Here is an 18,761-nt window from a genome sequence, read left to right on the forward strand (position 1 = left end):
CTGGTCTACGAGGATTTTTGTAGGCCGGGTAAGCGAAGCGCCACCCGGCAATATTTTATCAGACCACCATACCCAGTAGCAGACAGCCAATCAGGCCGCAGACGGAGATGATCGTTTCCAGCATCGACCAGGATTTAATGGTCTCGCCGATAGTCAAATTGAAATACTCTTTGAACAGCCAGAAGCCTGGATCGTTAACGTGAGAGAAAATCACGCTCCCGGAACCGACCGCGATAACCATCAGTTCAGGGCTAACGCCGGTAGTGGCGATCAGCGGTGCCACAATGCCACCTGCGGTAATCGCCGCGACAGTCGCGGAGCCCAGCGCGATACGCAGAACCGCCGCGATAGACCACGCCATAAACAGCGGAGAGACATTGGTTTCATGCATCATTGAAGCGATGTATTTATCCACGCCGCTATCGACCAGCACCTGCTTGAACGCGCCGCCGCCGCCAATGATCAGCAGCATCATGGCGATAATTTTGATGGAGGAGACCAGCGTATCGTTAATCTGATCCATCGAACGCCCGCGGTTCAGGCCAAAGGTGAACATCGCAATCAGTACGGCAATCAACGTAGCCATGACCGGGTCGCCCAGGAACTCGGCAACGGGCAGGAAAGCGTGGCCTTTTGGCAGAATCATCTCGGCAATCGCACGCATCGCCATCAGAATAACCGGAACCAGCGACGTCCAGACGCTGACGCCAAAGCCCGGCATCTCTTCTTCCGTAAAGGTTTTCGCGCTGTACAAGCCTTCCGGGATCGGCTTATCAATGCCTTTCAGAAAACGGGCGTAAACCGGGCCGGCAAGGATCACGGTCGGGATCGCCAGAATCGTACCAAACAGCAGCGTTTTACCCATATCAGCATGGAAAATCGTGGCAATCGCGGTTGGGCCCGGGTGCGGCGGCAGGAAGCCGTGTGTGACGGAGAGCGCCGCGGCCATCGGCACGCCGACGTACAGTAACGGAATATTCGCCGCCGCGGCAATGGTGAATACCAGCGGTAGCATCAGGACGAAGCCCACTTCATAGAACAGAGCGAAGCCGACGGTAAAGCCGGTTAACACCACGGCCCACTGGATATGCTTTTTACCAAATTTCGCGATCAGGGTAGTGGCGATACGTTGAGCACCGCCGCAGTCGGCAAGCATTTTGCCCAGCATGGCGCCAAATCCCATAATCAGGGCCAGGCTGCCAAGTGTACCGCCGACACCGGCTTTGATGGAGCCGATGACTTTATCCAGCGGCATTCCCTGCATCAACCCGACAGCGAGCGCTACCAGGACAAGGGCGATAAATCCGTTCATTTTGAAGCGGATCATCAGAAGAAGTAACAAGATAACACCGATAGCAACGATGACTAATGGCATGATTTACCTGGCCTTTACTTTGTTATGGGTAACGTCATTGTTTCGACGACAAATTCCTGTTATCCCCGACGGGAACAGAGCCGCAATAGCACCAATACTGATTAACGTTGAAACGAATGAGCGTAGTCAGATGTTATATGGATGTTAGGTGCCCATAAGAATGATACGGGTAACATAGGGGTGTTGAAAATGGCTCTGGCAGGCAAAATTTAAATTATGAGACACAGGTCATGTTATCGGGGAGAAGAAAGACCATCGACCTGAGGTGTGGCTGATAGCGCCGGATGGCGGCGTAAACGCCTTATCCGGCCTACGGTAGCGCAGACGGCAGGCCCGATAGGCGCAAGCGCCATCGGGCATGGATGCGGGTAAAATATTAGTAGTATGAGTGCTCGCCGCGCTGGTGTTCGGTCAAATCGCGAACCCCTTTCAGTTCCGGAAATTCATTCAGCAACTGTTTCTCGATCCCTTCTTTCAGCGTGACGTCAACCATAGAGCAACCGTTGCAACCGCCGCCAAACTGCAGAATAGCATAGCCTTCATCGGTAATTTCCATCAGCGAGACGCGACCGCCGTGGCCCGCCAACTGAGGGTTAATCTGCGATTGCAGAGCATACTCCACGCGCTCCATCAGCGGCGCGTCATCGGCCACTTTGCGCATCTTCGCGTTTGGTGCTTTCAATGTGAGTTGAGAACCTAGCTGGTCGGTCACGAAATCAATTTCCGCATCTTCCAGATAGGGGGCGCTCAGCTCGTCGACATAAGCGGTCAGCAAATCGAATTTGAGCGCGGTGTCAGTGGCTTCCACGGCGTCGGGCGGACAATAAGAAACGCCGCACTCCGCGTTAGGGGTGCCGGGATTAATGACAAATACGCGGATTTGCGTCCCTTCCTCCTGATTTGCCAGCAGTTTGGCAAAGTGCGCTTGTGCAGCATCGGAAATACGGATCATAGTAATGGCCTAATAGTTGACTATTTTAGTTGGTTATAATACGCCCATCATCGAGGCTCTACAAGGTTCGACACAGGCACCATACCTGGACAGTCGCTGCGCCGTTGCGCAAAAGCAGTTGCGCGATTTCCGCGACGGTACTTCCGGTAGTGACGACATCATCCACAATAACCATATGGAGATCCCGTACCGGCAATTCAAGGCGAAACGCGTTTTTCAAATTGCGTTTACGTAACCTGGCGCTGAGATGATGTTGGACTGCGGTCGCCCGTACCCGCGTGATGGTCTGGCTGTTCCATGCACAGCCAAGCCAGCGCGCTAACGGTTGGCATAACAGATCGCTTTGGTTAAATCCCCGGTGCCAGTGTCGGCGCGGCCAGAGCGGAACGCTGACGATTCTGTCGGGAAGCTGCAAGCCAGTGCTGCGGCGCGCCATGAGAACCTCTTGCAACAGTAGACGCGCCAGAGCGGCGGCAATTTCGCTGCGGCGGGTAAATTTAAGCTGATGCACCAGTAAACTCAAGGGCGGCGTATAGTCGCTGACGCTCACCAGACGCTGCCAGGGCGGCGGTTTTTGCAGGCAGCGACCGCAGGGGAGCAAAGGATGCGCGGCAGGTAATCCGCATTGCGGGCACTGGCTGATACGCTGACGGACGGCGCGCGCGCATACGGAACAAATCCCCCAGTGACTTAACGCCAGCGGCATTCGGCATAGCCAGCATAATCCCGGTACTGTTAGCATAGATGCATCCTTGTTAGGCAAAAGAGAACAGTAACTGATGAATGACATCTGGTGGCAGACCTACGGCGAGGGAAATTGTCATCTTGTGCTGCTGCACGGATGGGGATTGAATGCGGAGGTATGGCATTGCATTCGCGAGGAACTCGGCTCGCATTTTACGCTGCATCTGGTCGATTTGCCGGGCTATGGTCGTAGCACGGGGTTTGGCGCCATGACGCTTGAAGAGATGACGGCGCAGGTAGCGAAAAACGCGCCGGACCAGGCTATCTGGCTTGGCTGGAGTCTGGGTGGGCTGGTGGCGAGTCAGATGGCGCTCACACACCCTCAACGCGTTCAGGCGTTGGTGACTGTCGCCTCTTCGCCATGCTTTAGCGCGCGTGAGGGGTGGCCGGGAATAAAACCGGAAATCCTCGGCGGATTTCAGCAGCAGCTTAGCGACGATTTTCAGCGCACGGTGGAGCGTTTTCTGGCGCTGCAAACGTTAGGGACGGAGACGGCGCGTCAGGATGCCCGCACCTTAAAAAGCGTAGTGCTGGCGCAGCCTATGCCGGATGTAGACGTGCTCAATGGCGGACTGGAAATCTTAAAAACGGTCGATCTACGAGAAGCGCTTAAAAATGTGAACATGCCGTTTTTGCGTTTGTATGGTTATCTGGACGGTCTGGTGCCGCGTAAAATCGCGCCTTTGCTCGATACGTTATGGCCGCACAGTACATCGCAGATAATGGCGAAGGCGGCCCATGCGCCGTTTATCTCGCATCCGGCGGCGTTTTGCCAGGCGCTGATGACGCTAAAATCATCGCTGTAACCAGGGCGTTACCGGGTCCAGGCCATTCTGCAAGATTAATGGCTTTCAGACGCCAGATCGGCAGGTGCCAGCCCGGTAACCCTAAGCACGGTATCGCGATCGAAACCATCGGTTAGCATGGAGCGGGCAATGCGCAATGCGGCGAGCCGTTGGCCTTCCTGTTTGCCTTGTTGTAGCCCTTTCTGTAACCCGTGACGATGCCCTTCCTGACGTAATCTTTCTGCGATAGTCATGATCTTCTCCTTATGCTGTGGGATACGCATAGCCACCTGGCGGATAAACGTATTGAAGCGCGCGGCGTCGCCAGTGTGCATCATGTAATTAAACAGACTTTGAAGCTGGGTGTCATTAGCGTATCCCTTAATCAGCAGGGCGACCAGCTGTTCGACAAGCCCCATCAGATCACGTTGGCGGATGTGTTTTTGTATGAGTTCCAGCAGCGCGACGCGGCGGTGCCGCATAATCTCGTCGTCCGGCACGACCGTAATATCGACCAGAGGAAAGGCGGTGGCGTATAGCTTACGCGCCATCACCGGGTCGGCAAATTCATCCAGCCAGCATAATGAGAACGGATACGGGCTTCGGTTTCCGTGGTAAAACAGCATTGGTACCACTAACGGCAACGTCTTATGCCCGGCCTCCAGGTGTCGTTGCATTGCAGCCATCGCGTAACGCATCAGCCGAAATGCCATATGCGCGTCCGGCGTACTCTGATGTTCAATAACCACGTAAATGTAACCTTCACCTTCACTTGTTTCCAGCGACCAAAGAATATCGGAATAATGGGGGCGTAAATCCTCTTCAATAAAGCTACCGGACTCCAGCCGTAACGTATTCAGATTACAGATTTGACGTAATGTCGACGGGAGATGGATTTCCAAAAAATCTCGTGCAGTATCGGGGTGGCATAAAAACTGTTTGAATACCGCGTCATGCGGCGTGGATGTTGTTGAGGTCGCCATATCGATCCGTCACCGGTGAAGTTCAATGACGTGACACTACGCGCTGACCGGGCTGATTGCAGTAGAGAATTAGTGCGCTTGCGAGGCGCATGGGGAGATAAATGCGGACGGCGGTAACGCTTTCATCTTTGTGGAAGGCATTACGCAAAATTGCCCGGCAGCGTGACGCGTACCGGGCAACATAACGCGGGATAAAGGCCGGATGAGAAGTGTTACGTCGCTATCCGGCGAAGGTTAACGCAAGGCCCACCATTCGCGCAGGCAGGCTTTACCTTCCGGACAACTTTTGCAGCTACCTGAAAGGCAGCCGTCCGGTTCTTCCGGGATACGTACCGCTTTACCCATGATCTCCAGTTGATTCAGCATGGCGTCGATCATTGGCTGCGGGGCGTGCAGCGTATGGCTGATCTGCGTTACCTCCATGCGACCCCGTAGCGCCAGTAGATCGCGAACCTGTATCAATGAAGCCATTTTTTACATCCCTTAGTGACAATTGCCCGCAGTGCCCGAACAACAGGAACTGACGTTTTTGCGGGTTGCCAGTAGTTCAATGTCCACACGGCTGCGGGCGCGGCGCAACAGGCTTAACACCACAACGTTAAAGACGATCACCGCCAGAATACAGATCAGGCTGTATGTAGGGTGTTGACTGAAGCTGGTAACCTGATAGAACAGCGTGGCGAGCGAATAGGCGATATTCAGTCCCCACAGGATTGAGAAGCTCATCCAGCCGCGGCTGGACTCGCGGGCGATAGCGCCCATCACCGAGATACACGGTACGTAAAGCAGGACGAAAATCAGGTAACTGTACGCCGCCGCGGCGCTGCCGAATTTTTGATCCATTACGCCCATCGCTCCGGTCGCCATTTCGCCGTCGCCTTTACTTGCTTCGATCGGGTTGGCCAGTACGCTCAGGCTAAAGGTGTCTTTCAGGCTTTGCCAGGTATCGTCAACCGCGCCCAGCAGTTCATCGCCGAGATGAAAGTCGGCAGGGTTAAACGCTTCGTCCTGAATATTTTCGGCGGTGTAGAGCGTGTTCAGCGTACCGACGACAACTTCTTTCGCCATGGCGCCCGTAAACAGACCCACGGTCGCCTGCCAGTTATCCTCATGGACGCCGATCGGTTTAAAGACTGGCGTGATCACCCGGCTTACAGAGGCGAGGGCGGAGTCATTAATGTTATCGACGATTTTGCCGCTCAGTGAGAAGCTGTTAAACGCGCTCAGGAAAATACTAACGATGATAATGACTTTACCGGCGCGCAGTACAAAACCTTTCAGGCGTTGCCAGGTCTGGATAATAAGGCTCTTGATATGCGGTACGTGGTAAACCGGCAGCTCCATCACAAACGGAGAGGCTTCGCCGCGCATAATGGTATGTTTCAGCATCAGGCCGGTTAATACCGCCATAACAATACCCAGCACGTACAACGAGAAGACCGCCAGCGCGCCGTTTTGCCCGAAGAAGGCGGCGGCAAAGACGGCGAAAATCGCCAGACGCGCGCCGCAGGACATAAACGGCGCCATCATGATGGTCATCAGGCGTTCGCGCGGAGCGTCAAGCGTGCGGGCGCCCATCACGGAAGGTACATTACAGCCGAAGCCGACAATCAGCGGCACGAAGGATTTACCCGGCAGCCCCAGCGCCTGCATCAGGCGATCCATGACGAAGGCCGCGCGCGCCATATAGCCGGAGTCTTCAAGGAAGGAGAGAAACAGGTACATCATCCCGATCTGCGGTACCAGCGGCAGGACGGTATTGATCCCGCCGCCAAGACCTTGCGCCAGGAAGATGGTTAACCAATCCGGGAAGTGCAGAGTGTAGCCAATCCACTGAATGCCATGAATAAAGATAGCGACGGAACCGGCATCAAACAGGGGTTGCAACGCGCCGCCGATGTTAATGGCGAGCAAGAACATCAGGTACATCACGAACAGAAAAATCGGTAAGCCGAGGAAACGGTTCAGGATAATTTTATCAACTGCGGTGGTGAAACGGCTGGGTTCGGCTGTCAGGGTATTGCTTACCACGTCGCAAATAGCGGCGATACACTGGAAACGGGCGTCGGCGATATGCAGCGCCGGGTCGTCCATTTCGTCCTTCAGACGGGCAAGGGAGGTGTCCAGGTTTTGCGCCGCTTCGCCTGCGTAAGCCTGGCTGTAGATATCGCCCTCCAGCATTTGCAGACCCAGCCAGCGGCGCTGTTGTAAAGGCATCTCCTGGGCCATCGCGTCGGCCAGGAAACCCGCCTCGCGCAGCAGCGGCTGGGCATAATGCACCAGTTCGACATTGTCGTTAGCGTTGTGACGGTCAATGGCCAGTTTCAGCGCCTCGATACCGTGACCGCGAGTCGATACCAGCGGTACGACAGGGCAACCCAGACGCGTGGACAGAGCGTCGACATCAATACGAACCTGCTGTTTTTCGGCAATATCCAGCATGTTGAGCGCGACAATACAGGGGATACCCAGCTCCAGCAGTTGCAGCGTCAAATAGAGGTTACGCTCCAGATTGGAGGCGTCCACAACGTTTATCAACAGGTCGGCATCGCCGCTCAGGATGTAGTGGCAGGCGATCTGTTCGTCAAGAGAGGTTTGCGACGAGATGGTCGTCAGCGAATAGGTGCCGGGTAAATCTACCAGCGTGACCTGGTGGTCAGTTGTCGAAAACTGACCCTCTTTACGCTCGACGGTGACGCCCGCCCAGTTCCCTACGCGCTGACGCGCGCCGGTGAGTTGGTTAAATAAGGTGGTCTTGCCGGAATTAGGATTACCAATTAAACCAATGGTTAATTTTTTCATTTTTATAGACTCACTGTATTAACAGGAAACCGCTTCCACTTCTATTAACGCCAAATCCTTTTTACGTAATACCAGACTCACGCGTCGTGTTTCGATATGGATCGGATCGCCTAAGGGCGCGACGCGGACGACATTAAATGAAGAGCCGGGCAACATGCCGAGCGAAAGCAGTTTTTGACGATACGCCGGGCTGATTTCACGCGCAAAGCCGGTGATTTTCCACGCAGTGTCAGGAGTGAATTGCATACGACCTACTTGTTTCTTGCTAACTGGATGTATACCTCATGCGGCGCTCAGGGGGGCGGCAGGAGACCCGATATTTAGCCAACGAAGGAAAGAGTAAATAATCAACAACACAATGATAATGAGAATGGTTTCTATCTTCAACGGTTAAAATGTGACGGAATGTACAAATAAGCGATAATTTGCGCCAATGTTGATATGGCTCAACATTTATTTGTCTTTTTGCAAATCCCCCTGTTGTGCAAATATCCACCATTTTTAATGTTTAATTAAGGTTTCATCTGTTAATAGAGTGATAATTAATAGTACGGATAGCAGAAGAGAATTAATTAACAGATTCTAATGGGTAAGATTTAATTGTTAATTAAAAAAGAAAGGGTTGGACGTATTGCAAAATCGCAGGCCGGATAAGAGATCATCCGGCCTGCGTATTACCCGATTAGCGTTTTTTCCCCAGTGCGGCTGCCAGCGCATCCATCATGGCGCTGTTACCGGCTGGCTGGGCGTCCCGACCGCGCGGTTTCACCGCTTTTGTTGCCGGGCGGTTTCCCTGAGCGCGATCGGCACCGCCGCTACGGCGAGCAGTGGTTTCGCCGGGCTGTTCGTCCAGACGCATCGTCAGCGCAATACGCTTACGTTGCAGATCCACTTCCAGCACTTTCACCTTCACGATGTCGCCGGCTTTCACCACGGTGTGTGGATCGTCGACGAATTTAGTCGACAGGGAAGAGATGTGAACCAGACCATCCTGATGGACGCCGATATCGACAAACGCGCCGAAGTTGGTGACGTTAGTGACCGCCCCTTCCAGAATCATACCCGGCAACAGGTCATTCATGGTTTCGACGCCATCGGCGAACTGCGCGGTTTTAAATTCAGGGCGCGGGTCACGGCCTGGTTTTTCCAGCTCTTTGATGATATCGCTCACGGTCGGCACGCCGAATTTATCGTCGGTAAAATCGGCGGCCTTGAGGTGACGCAATTCGTTGCTGTTGCCCATGAGATCTTTTAGCGCTTGCTGCGTCGCCGCCAGAATTCGTTCGACAACCGGATAGGCTTCCGGGTGGACGGTAGACGCATCCAGCGGGTTATCACCGTGGTTAATACGCAGGAAGCCCGCGCACTGCTCAAACGCTTTCGGCCCCAGACGGCTCACCTTCAACAGTTGCTGGCGATTCTGAAACTGACCGTTCTCATCGCGCCAGGCGACGATGTTCTGCGCCATCATACGCGTTAAGCCCGCGACGCGGGTCAGCAGCGGCACGGAGGCGGTATTCAAATCGACGCCGACGGCGTTTACGCAGTCTTCTACCACCGCATCCAGTTTACGGGCCAACTGGGTCTGGCTGACATCGTGCTGATATTGGCCGACGCCGATCGATTTCGGGTCGATTTTCACCAGTTCAGCCAGCGGGTCCTGTAGACGGCGGGCAATGGACACCGCGCCGCGCAGAGAAACATCCAGATCCGGAAACTCCTGCGCCGCCAGCTCAGAAGCGGAATAAACGGACGCCCCCGCTTCGCTGACGATCACTTTCTGCGCCGTCACGTTCGGGAATTGTTTCTGCACGTCGAGATAGAAGCGTTCGGTTTCGCGCGATGCCGTACCGTTGCCAATCGCTACCAGTTCGACGTGGTATTTTTCGCACAGCGCGGCGATAACGGTAGCCGCTTTGGCCGCCTGACCGGTATGCGGATAAATGGTATCCGTCGCCACCAGCTTGCCGGTGCCGTCAACGACAGCGACTTTTACGCCGGTACGCAAGCCAGGATCAAGGCCCATTGTGGCGCGCAGGCCAGCCGGTGCCGCCATCAGCAGGTCGTGCAGGTTACGGGCAAACACGTTAATCGCTTCGTCTTCCGCACGTTCGCGCACGGTGCCCATCAGTTCGGTTTCGAGGTGCATTAAGACCTTGATGCGCCATGTCCAGCTCACTACGCCCTTGCGCCAGCTATCCGCCGGGGCGTTATTCAGACGCAGGCCGAGATGGTCCATGATGATTTGTTCGCAGTAGCTCTCTTTTGGCGGCTCATCAAACTGTGGGTCGGCATTGAGCGAAAGTTGCAGAATGCCTTCGTTACGACCACGGAACATTGCTAACGCACGGTGAGACGGGACGTTGGCAATTGGCTCATGATGGTCGAAATAGTCGCGGAATTTTGCCCCTTCTTCCTCTTTGCCGCTCACGACGGTGGCAACCAGATGGGCGTTCTTCCACAGGTAATCACGCACTTTCGCCAGCAATGCGGCGTCTTCGGCAAAGCGCTCCATCAGAATGTAGCGTGCGCCATCGAGCGCGGCTTTCGTGTCCGCCACGCCTTTGTCGGCATCAATATACTTTGCCGCTTCCACATCAGGATCGTGGGACGGCTCGTTCCAGAGCAGATCGGCCAGCGGCTCAAGGCCGGCTTCAATGGCGATTTGTCCACGGGTGCGGCGTTTAGGTTTATAGGGCAGGTAGAGATCTTCGAGCTCGGTCTTACTTAACGTAGCGTTGATGGCGCCAGCCAGCTCATCGGTCAGTTTGCCTTGTTCGGAAATGGACTTGAGGATGGCCTGACGCCTGTCTTCCAGCTCACGCAGATAGCCCAGACGTGTTTCCAGGTTACGCAACTGCGTGTCATCCAGACCGCCGGTGATTTCTTTACGATAACGTGCGATAAACGGCACGGTGTTCCCTTCGTCAAGCAGGCGAACGGCAGCTTCAACCTGTCCGGCATGTGCCTGGATTTCACCCGCAATAATGCGGCAGAAAGAATCATTCATCATGGGTTAGCTTCGTCTTCAGGATAAAAATCAGGGGATAGTTATACGGATTGGCTGACAAAAATGCCAGCCATCAGCGAGGGCTTAGGATTCTTCTTGTCTTATTTGACGTATTCGATCGCATTGACGTACCAGTTTGCTTCGCCGACAGGGGTGTTGACCACCGCCAGATCGCCCACTTCTTTTTTCAGTAGTGCCCGCGCCATCGGCGAGTCGATAGAGATGTAATCCTTACGTCCGAAAATTTCATCGTAACCGACAATGCGGAACTTCAGCGTATCGCCGTCGTCATTTTCGATTTCCACCCAGGCGCCGAAGAAGACTTTGCCCTCCTGCTGCGGGGAATAATCCACGATTTTGAGATTTTCCATGCATTTGGTCAGATATCTGACACGTCTGTCGATCTCACGCAGGCGCTTTTTATTATACTGATAGTCGGCATTCTCGCTGCGGTCGCCCAGACTCGCAGCCCAGGTCACTTTTTTGGTGACCTCCGGGCGCTCTTCACGCCAGAGATAATTGAGCTCTTGTTTGAGTGTTTCGTACCCTTCGCGGGTGATCAGGGGCGTTTTCATCTCGTTGATTTACCTTTGCTGTCGATATTGCGCACACGGGGTATAACGTGATCGTCCCGACAGAATAAATAATGGGTTTGCTGATTAATTGTATATTTAAGCTGCTGTTAAATATGCTTTGTAACAATTTAGCCTGAAATTCATACCAGAATTCGCTGGTGACTCACGTGAGCTTTTTTAAGAATACACACTTACATTTGTTGCGAACCTTTGGGAGTACAGACAATGCAAGAGAATTATAAGATTCTGGTGGTTGATGACGATATGCGTCTGCGGGCGCTACTGGAACGTTATCTGACCGAGCAGGGCTTCCAGGTTCGAAGCGTCGCTAACGCCGAGCAGATGGATCGTCTGCTGACCCGTGAATCTTTCCATCTCATGGTACTGGATTTAATGCTGCCAGGTGAAGATGGTCTGTCGATTTGTCGTCGCCTGCGTAGTCAAAGTAATCCAATGCCGATCATTATGGTCACGGCGAAGGGTGAAGAGGTTGACCGTATCGTCGGGCTGGAAATCGGTGCCGATGACTACATTCCTAAACCGTTTAACCCGCGCGAGCTGTTGGCGCGTATCCGCGCCGTGCTGCGTCGTCAGGCAAACGAACTGCCCGGCGCGCCGTCGCAGGAAGAGGCCGTTATCGCGTTCGGTAAGTTTAAACTGAACCTCGGTACGCGCGAGATGTTCCGTGAAGATGAACCGATGCCGCTGACCAGCGGGGAGTTTGCGGTACTGAAAGCGTTAGTCAGCCATCCGCGCGAGCCGCTCTCTCGCGATAAGCTGATGAATCTGGCCCGTGGCCGCGAGTATTCCGCGATGGAACGTTCCATCGATGTCCAGATCTCCCGTCTGCGCCGCATGGTGGAAGAAGATCCGGCGCATCCGCGTTATATTCAGACCGTATGGGGCCTGGGCTACGTCTTCGTACCGGACGGCTCTAAAGCATGAGGCGAATGCGCTTCTCGCCGCGAAGTTCATTTGCCCGCACGCTGTTGCTCATCGTCACCTTGCTGTTCGTCAGCCTGGTGACGACCTACCTGGTGGTGCTGAACTTCGCGATTTTGCCGAGCCTCCAGCAGTTTAATAAGGTTCTGGCTTACGAGGTCCGCATGCTGATGACCGATAAGCTGCAACTGGAGGACGGTACGCAGTTAGTCGTGCCTCCTGCGTTTCGCCGGGAAATCTATCGCGAACTGGGGATCTCTCTCTACACCAACGAAGCTGCCGAAGAGGCCGGGCTGCGTTGGGCGCAACACTACGAATTCTTAAGCCATCAGATGGCGCAGCAGCTTGGCGGCCCGACGGAAGTGCGCGTTGAGGTCAACAAAAGCTCGCCCGTCGTGTGGCTGAAAACCTGGCTGTCGCCCAATATCTGGGTGCGCGTGCCGCTGACCGAGATTCATCAGGGCGATTTTTCTCCGCTGTTCCGTTACACGCTGGCGATCATGCTATTGGCAATAGGCGGCGCGTGGCTGTTTATTCGCATACAGAACCGACCGTTAGTGGATCTTGAACATGCCGCCTTGCAGGTAGGAAAGGGAATTATTCCGCCGCCGCTGCGTGAATATGGCGCCTCTGAGGTGCGCTCTGTGACCCGTGCGTTTAACCATATGGCAGCCGGTGTGAAACAATTGGCCGATGACCGTACGCTATTGATGGCGGGCGTCAGCCACGACTTGCGCACGCCGCTGACCCGCATTCGTCTGGCGACGGAGATGATGGGCGAGGAAGATGGTTATCTCGCGGAGTCGATCAATAAAGACATCGAAGAGTGTAACGCCATTATCGAACAGTTTATTGACTATCTGCGTACCGGTCAGGAAATGCCGATGGAGATGGCGGATCTCAATTCCGTACTGGGTGAGGTGATTGCGGCGGAAAGCGGCTATGAGCGTGAGATTAACACTGCGCTTCAGGCAGGCAGCATTCAGGTGAAAATGCACCCGCTCTCTATTAAGCGCGCGGTGGCGAATATGGTGGTCAATGCTGCCCGTTATGGCAACGGCTGGATTAAGGTCAGCAGCGGCACTGAGTCGCATCGCGCCTGGTTCCAGGTAGAAGATGACGGGCCGGGCATTAAGCCGGAGCAGCGTAAACATCTGTTCCAGCCTTTTGTGCGCGGCGACAGCGCCCGTAGCACCAGCGGAACAGGGCTGGGTCTGGCGATTGTGCAGCGCATTATCGATAACCATAACGGGATGCTGGAGATTGGCACCAGCGAGCGTGGTGGATTGTCGATTCGCGCCTGGCTGCCGGTGCCTGTGGCTCGCGTCCAGGGGACCACAAAAGAGGCATAAGAAAGGGAGGTATTAACCTCCCTTTCTTCTCAACGCTGGAATGGCGCTACACTTATCCGACCTGGTATTTCACACATTGTAGGCCGGATAAGGCAAAGCCGTCATCCGGCATATTCCTTACAGCTTCGGTCCGGCGCTAACCAGTGCTTCGCCTGCCGGGGTATCCGTGTACTTCTCGAAGTTCTCAATGAACAGTTTCGCCAGCGCGGTGGCTTTTTCCTGCCATTGTTCCGGCGACGCGTAGGTGTTACGCGGGTCGAGAATGCGGGTATCCACGCCCGGCAGTTCAGTCGGGATCGCCAGATCGAACAGCGGCAGACGGAAAGTTTCCGCGTTATCAAGAGAACCGTTCAGAATGGCGTCGATAATCGCGCGCGTATCTTTAATGGAGATACGTTTGCCGGTACCGTTCCAGCCAGTGTTAACCAGATAAGCCTGCGCGCCCGCCGCCTGCATACGTTTCACCAGCACCTCAGCGTACTGCGTCGGGTGCAACGTCAGGAACGCGGCGCCGAAGCAGGCGGAGAAGGTGGGGGTCGGTTCGGTAACGCCGCGTTCGGTGCCGGCCAGTTTAGCGGTGAAACCCGACAGGAAGTGGTACTGCGTCTGGTTAGCGGTTAAACGGGAAACCGGCGGCAATACGCCGAAGGCATCCGCAGTCAGGAAGATAACCTTAGTGGCGTGACCTGCTTTGGATACGGGCTTAACGATGTTATCGATGTGATAGATCGGGTAAGAGACGCGGGTGTTTTCGGTTTTGGAACCATCGTCGAAATCAACGGTGCCGTCCTCGCGCACGGTGACGTTTTCCAGCAGCGCATCACGGCGAATCGCGTGATAAATTTCTGGCTCCGCTTCTTTCGACAGCTTGATGGTTTTGGCGTAGCAGCCGCCTTCAAAGTTGAATACGCCGTCGTCATCCCAACCGTGCTCATCATCGCCAATCAGACGACGTTTCGGGTCGGTGGACAGTGTGGTTTTTCCGGTGCCGGAAAGGCCGAAGAAGACCGCGACATCGCCTTTTTCACCCACGTTGGCAGAACAGTGCATTGATGCGATACCTTTCAGCGGCAGCAGGTAGTTCATTACCGAGAACATCCCTTTTTTCATTTCGCCGCCGTACCAGGTGCCGCCAATGAGCTGAATACGTTCAGTCAGGTTGAACGCCACGAAGTTTTCCGAGTTCAGCCCTTGCTCTTTCCATTGCGGGTTGGTGCACTTCGCGCCGTTCATGACGATAAAGTCAGGCTTGAAATCCACCAACTCTTCGTCCGTTGGGCGAATAAACATATTTTTAACGAAATGGGCCTGCCAGGCGACTTCCGTAATAAAGCGTACGGAAAGACGCGTATCAGCATTTGCGCCGCAGAATGCATCAACAATGAATAAGCGTTTACCGGAAAGTTGATGCGTTACCAGATCTTTCAGATGTTGCCAGGTTTCCTGGGAAAGCGGCTTATTATCGTTTTTACCTTTACCCTTATCGGACCACCAGAGCGTATCACGCGTGGTTTCGTCGCGAACAATATACTTATCCTTAGGCGAACGACCGGTAAAAATACCGGTATCAACGGCAACGGCGCCCAGGTTAGTTAACACGCCACGCTCATAGCCTTCCAGACCAGGATTAAGTTCTTCCTGATAGAGGGTGTCGTAGCTGGGATTGTAAACGATATCCTGGACGTCATTGATACCATAAGCCTTGAGATCTTGCGGGGTTAAATTGTTAACGCGCATATCACTGCTCCTTAGCCAATATGTATTACCGGAAATAATAAGGTTTTTTGAAGTTGGTTAACCGCGACAAGGCTCATAGATTTACGTATCTGGACAAAATCACGATTGACGAAAAACACTGTGTCTCCTGTCACGCAGAGGCGGTTATTATGGCAGGAAACCTACTTTTGTTGTGGAAAATGTTCTGAAAACGTTAAAAGGAAGTGTTTTTGACCGACATAATGTGATGGTAATCGCATTCATGTAAGAAAGTGACGTAACACCAACATTAACAATATCGATTCACCTCTCTGCGTTTTTTTCTGAATTATGCATGACGACGCCTGGCGGTGAAGAGATGATGCAATAATGCGACTTTCTCATCATTCTGGATAACGACATGGAAAGTGTAGCGCTTTCACGTACTACTCGCTGGGGTATGATGCTCACCGGTTTGCTACAGGGAGTATTGTGCTACCTGCTGATGGCCTGGCTGGTACCGTATAATAGCGACTGGCTGTTCTATGGTATGCCCGCAACGATAGCGTTGTCGTCAATGCTATTGCTTACCGTGGTCTCTTTTAAACAGGGGGCGCTGTGGGGCTGGCTGGTACTAATCTTTGTGGTAGTGCTGGCAATGAGCGGCTGGCTGAAATGGCAGGTTGAGGCAGTGGATAAATGGCGCCAGGCCGATCTCCTCTGGCAGTATGGCCTCCGGCTTGTGTTGATGGCGATGCTGGTATTACCCTGGATGCAATATCAGTTGCATTCGCAAACCGGTTCGGTGCGTTATCCCCAGTTTTATATGCGGTTATGGCATAACGTACTGACATTGCTTATTGTCCTGGTCGCTAACGGACTGTTCTGGCTGGTTCTGCTGCTCTGGAGCGCGCTATTTAAACTGGTGGGCATCCACTTTTTCAGCACCCTTTTCTTTGAAACTGAAGGCTTTGCTTATGTGGCCATCGGCCTGATTACGGCGCTGGCGGTCATTCTCGCCCGCACGCAGTCGCGCCTTGTAGCGGCGGTACAAAAGCTGCTGACGCTGATCGCGATGGGTTTACTGCCGATAGTGTCGCTGCTGGCATTGCTGTTTATTGTGACGTTGCCCTTTACCGGACTGGAGGCGATTTCTGCGCGTGTTTCCGCTGCGGGGCTGTTATCCACGCTGACACTGATGCTGCTGCTCCTTGTGGCGATCGTCAGTGAACCGCAAAAGCGCGTATTACCTTATCCGCGCGTACTACGCGGCATGATTAGCGCCTCGCTTTGCGTTGCCCCGATATATATGCTGCTAGCGGGCTGGGCGTTATGGGTACGCATTCAGCAATACGGCTGGACGCCGGATCGTCTGTATGGTGCGCTGACGGTGTTTGTATTGCTGGTATGGTCCTTCGGTTATCTGATCGGTCTGTTACGGCGCGGGCGCGATCCAGGTGAATGGCAAGGCAAGGTGATACTGAGCGTCTCTTTGCTGACGCTGGCGATATTGCTGTTGCTGGCCTCGCCTGTACTTGATGCCTGGCGTATTAGCGTCAACAGCCATATGGCGCGTTACCACAGCGGTAAAATTACTGCGGATCAGATCAGCCTGTATATGCTGGATCACAGCGGTAAAACTGGCCGTGAAGCGCTGAAATCGTTGCAGGATGACGGGATGTTTACGCAGGACAGAAAGCGCAAGCGGGAACTGACGACGCTTTTGCAGGAAAATAAGGTTTCCCCGACGGCGGACGATTTAGCGCGGGTGGTGATGATTGCGCCCGGTAGCCAGAAGCCGGATGCCGCATTTTGGGCGTTTGTCAAAGAGCAGAATTATTCGGCCGCTTCTTGCTTCGAACAGGATGCCTGCGTGCTGGTGAGCCAGGATCTTAACGGTGACGGTCAGCCTGAGCAGGTGCTGTATAACTTTATAGTTGCCGAGAGCCGGGTTTTTGGCTTAAAAGATCGGGAATGGACGCAGATAGCGTTCGTCAAATTGCCGGACGGGTTTTCTAAGACGCAACTTTTGCGCGCGATTGCCGGGCATCGGTTAGACTCAGCTCCCAAAGCCTGGCGCGATATCATTGTTGATGGTAAGCGGTTGGATGTGAATTACTACAACGAGTAAGCTTTTTGCCGGATGGCGGCATAAATGCCTTATCCGGCCTACGGAGCGGGATGCTGTAGGCCAGATAAGCGCAGCGCCATCAGGCAATGACGGTGCCGTATAAGATGCGATTAATGAACCTGTGGATCGGCAGGAGAGGCGTTGTTACGGATCTCCGCGATATCCATCGCATTGAACAGGTAATGATTGCCGCAGTAATCGCAGTGCATATCGATTTCGCCTTCTTCCGCCAGAATGCTGTCCACTTCTTCATCCGGCAATGTTTTCAGCGCGCCCGCGCAACGTTCGCGTGAACAGGTGCATTTGAATTCAACATCTTGCGGATCGTAGAGCGTGACCTCTTCTTCGTGATACAAACGCCACAGCACGTCATTTGCCGGTAGCGTCAGCAACTCTTCACTTTTAATGGTTTCCGTCAACATGGCCAGATGGTCGAAATCCTCCGCTTGCGCGTTCTGTGCCGGCATCACCTGGAGCAACATTCCACCTGCCGCTGGTTTACCGTCGACATCGCCGGTACGGATAAACAGGCGCGTCGGCAACTGCTCGGAGCGCAGGAAGTAATCCTCCAGGCACGCCGCCAGAGTATCGCCTTCCAGACCCACCACGCCCTGATAGCGTTCACCCTCTTCCGGGGTAATGGTGATCACCAGATAGCCGTTGCCAACCAGAGTTTTGAGATCCGCATTGTCAGGGATGTCGCCCTGAACGCGAGCCACGCCGCGCATCTGCTGCTGATTATTGCCATTGATCACTGCCAGGCTTAACGGCCCGTCGCCCTGGAGCTGTACCGTAATGTCACCGGCAAACTTCAGCGTCGCGGTGAGCAAGCTGGTGGCGACCAGCAGTTCGGCCAATACGGTTTTCACCGGCGGTGGGTAGTTATGATTGTCGAGGATCTGTTGCAAGGTTTCCGAAACGGTCACCAGCTCGCCGCGAACGGCAAAGTTTTCAAACAGATAACGATGTAATTGGTCATGTTGCGGCATAATCATCTCTCTTGCGGGTGACAGTTATTCGCTGTCGCCGTGTTTAAATCGTAACAGGTCGCGGCGCTCTTTCTTGTCCGGTCGTCTGTCCGGATGCGGCATGGTCAGGGCGTTAAGCTTGCGCGCCTGCGCCATTTTTTCGCGTTTTTCCACGCTCTCCGCCGTCTCTTCATACAGAGCGACGGCTTCGCTGGCCGGACGGCGCTGTTCGGTGATGGCTTTAACGATCACTGTCCGTTCGTCATTTCCCTGACGCAGGGTAAGGGTTGCGTTCAGCTCGACGATTTTGCTCGGCTTACTGCGTTGCCCGTTGTAATGCACCTTACCGCCTTCAATCATCTCGCGGGCCAGCGCGCGGGTTTTATAAAAACGCGCGGCCCACAGCCATTTATCCAGTCTGACCTCAACGGAGGACTTTTCTTTCAT

General features: G+C 54.1%; 16 protein-coding genes. 4 read left to right on the plus strand and 12 right to left on the minus strand.

Annotated features, from left to right (window positions below):
• Nucleotides 1–58: 58 nt before the first annotated feature.
• From gntT to gntX, 3 genes are all read right to left on the minus strand, one after another.
• Nucleotides 59–1,375, minus strand: a complete 1,317-nt coding sequence (gene gntT, locus ACE15A_RS01470) for a gluconate transporter (RefSeq protein WP_001131734.1) — start codon at nucleotides 1,373–1,375, stop codon at nucleotides 59–61.
• A gap of 376 nt (nucleotides 1,376–1,751) precedes the next feature.
• Nucleotides 1,752–2,327, minus strand: coding sequence for a Fe-S biogenesis protein NfuA (gene nfuA, locus ACE15A_RS01475; RefSeq protein WP_000619387.1), 576 nt, complete (start codon nucleotides 2,325–2,327; stop codon nucleotides 1,752–1,754).
• 58 nt (nucleotides 2,328–2,385) lie between these two features.
• The gene (gene gntX / locus ACE15A_RS01480; RefSeq protein ID WP_023247859.1) at nucleotides 2,386–3,069 is read right to left on the minus strand and encodes a DNA utilization protein GntX; all 684 of its coding nucleotides are present in this window, start codon (nucleotides 3,067–3,069) and stop codon (nucleotides 2,386–2,388) included.
• Nucleotides 3,070–3,106: 37 nt separating this feature from the next.
• Here gntX and bioH point away from each other — a divergent pair, with 37 nt between their 5' ends.
• Nucleotides 3,107–3,877, plus strand: coding sequence for a pimeloyl-ACP methyl ester esterase BioH (gene bioH, locus ACE15A_RS01485; RefSeq protein WP_064055969.1), 771 nt, complete (start codon nucleotides 3,107–3,109; stop codon nucleotides 3,875–3,877).
• A gap of 35 nt (nucleotides 3,878–3,912) precedes the next feature.
• On the opposite strand, the gene ACE15A_RS01490 is transcribed toward bioH, so the two are convergent.
• The 6 genes from ACE15A_RS01490 to greB all read right to left on the minus strand — a co-directional run bounded on the left by ACE15A_RS01490 (nucleotide 3,913) and on the right by greB (nucleotide 11,226).
• Entirely contained in the window at nucleotides 3,913–4,839 is a 927-nt protein-coding gene (locus ACE15A_RS01490; protein ID WP_053507969.1) for an Rpn family recombination-promoting nuclease/putative transposase, read from the minus strand.
• A gap of 234 nt (nucleotides 4,840–5,073) precedes the next feature.
• Entirely contained in the window at nucleotides 5,074–5,310 is a 237-nt protein-coding gene (gene feoC / locus ACE15A_RS01495) for a [Fe-S]-dependent transcriptional repressor FeoC (RefSeq protein ID WP_023247862.1), read from the minus strand.
• A gap of 12 nt (nucleotides 5,311–5,322) precedes the next feature.
• Nucleotides 5,323–7,641: a Fe(2+) transporter permease subunit FeoB gene (gene feoB / locus ACE15A_RS01500; RefSeq protein WP_053507968.1), complete on the minus strand. Its 2,319-nt coding sequence runs from the start codon at nucleotides 7,639–7,641 to the stop codon at nucleotides 5,323–5,325.
• An 18-nt stretch (nucleotides 7,642–7,659) separates the two neighbouring features.
• The gene (gene feoA, locus ACE15A_RS01505) at nucleotides 7,660–7,887 is read right to left on the minus strand and encodes a ferrous iron transporter A (protein WP_001160955.1); all 228 of its coding nucleotides are present in this window, start codon (nucleotides 7,885–7,887) and stop codon (nucleotides 7,660–7,662) included.
• Nucleotides 7,888–8,323: 436 nt separating this feature from the next.
• A complete protein-coding gene (locus ACE15A_RS01510) occupies nucleotides 8,324–10,654 on the minus strand; it encodes a Tex family protein (protein WP_023247864.1) in 2,331 nt (776 codons plus the stop codon).
• A 98-nt stretch (nucleotides 10,655–10,752) separates the two neighbouring features.
• The gene (greB, locus tag ACE15A_RS01515; RefSeq protein WP_000856695.1) at nucleotides 10,753–11,226 is read right to left on the minus strand and encodes a transcription elongation factor GreB; all 474 of its coding nucleotides are present in this window, start codon (nucleotides 11,224–11,226) and stop codon (nucleotides 10,753–10,755) included.
• A 225-nt stretch (nucleotides 11,227–11,451) separates the two neighbouring features.
• Here greB and ompR point away from each other — a divergent pair, with 225 nt between their 5' ends.
• The gene (gene ompR / locus ACE15A_RS01520) at nucleotides 11,452–12,171 is read left to right on the plus strand and encodes a two-component system response regulator OmpR (RefSeq protein WP_001157751.1); all 720 of its coding nucleotides are present in this window, start codon (nucleotides 11,452–11,454) and stop codon (nucleotides 12,169–12,171) included.
• Nucleotides 12,168–13,520 (plus strand): two-component system sensor histidine kinase EnvZ, encoded by a 1,353-nt coding sequence (gene envZ / locus ACE15A_RS01525; RefSeq protein ID WP_001253818.1) that lies wholly within the window; start codon nucleotides 12,168–12,170, stop codon nucleotides 13,518–13,520. The genes ompR and envZ overlap by 4 nt, the downstream gene beginning before the upstream one ends.
• Before the next feature lie 117 nt (nucleotides 13,521–13,637).
• On the opposite strand, the gene pckA is transcribed toward envZ, so the two are convergent.
• The gene (gene pckA, locus ACE15A_RS01530; RefSeq protein ID WP_053507967.1) at nucleotides 13,638–15,257 is read right to left on the minus strand and encodes a phosphoenolpyruvate carboxykinase (ATP); all 1,620 of its coding nucleotides are present in this window, start codon (nucleotides 15,255–15,257) and stop codon (nucleotides 13,638–13,640) included.
• Nucleotides 15,258–15,636: 379 nt separating this feature from the next.
• Here pckA and ACE15A_RS01535 point away from each other — a divergent pair, with 379 nt between their 5' ends.
• Complete coding sequence (locus ACE15A_RS01535; RefSeq protein ID WP_053507966.1) at nucleotides 15,637–17,346, plus strand: DUF4153 domain-containing protein; 1,710 nt, start codon at nucleotides 15,637–15,639, stop codon at nucleotides 17,344–17,346.
• A 110-nt stretch (nucleotides 17,347–17,456) separates the two neighbouring features.
• On the opposite strand, the gene hslO is transcribed toward ACE15A_RS01535, so the two are convergent.
• Together hslO and hslR are read right to left on the minus strand one after the other, a co-directional pair.
• A complete protein-coding gene (gene hslO, locus ACE15A_RS01540; protein WP_053508029.1) occupies nucleotides 17,457–18,335 on the minus strand; it encodes an Hsp33 family molecular chaperone HslO in 879 nt (292 codons plus the stop codon).
• A gap of 24 nt (nucleotides 18,336–18,359) precedes the next feature.
• Nucleotides 18,360–18,761, minus strand: coding sequence for a ribosome-associated heat shock protein Hsp15 (gene hslR, locus ACE15A_RS01545; RefSeq protein ID WP_000660721.1), 402 nt, complete (start codon nucleotides 18,759–18,761; stop codon nucleotides 18,360–18,362).

The sequence above is a fragment of the Salmonella sp. HY31 genome, from assembly GCF_042604575.1.
Taxonomy (GTDB): Bacteria; Pseudomonadota; Gammaproteobacteria; order Enterobacterales; family Enterobacteriaceae; genus Salmonella; species Salmonella diarizonae.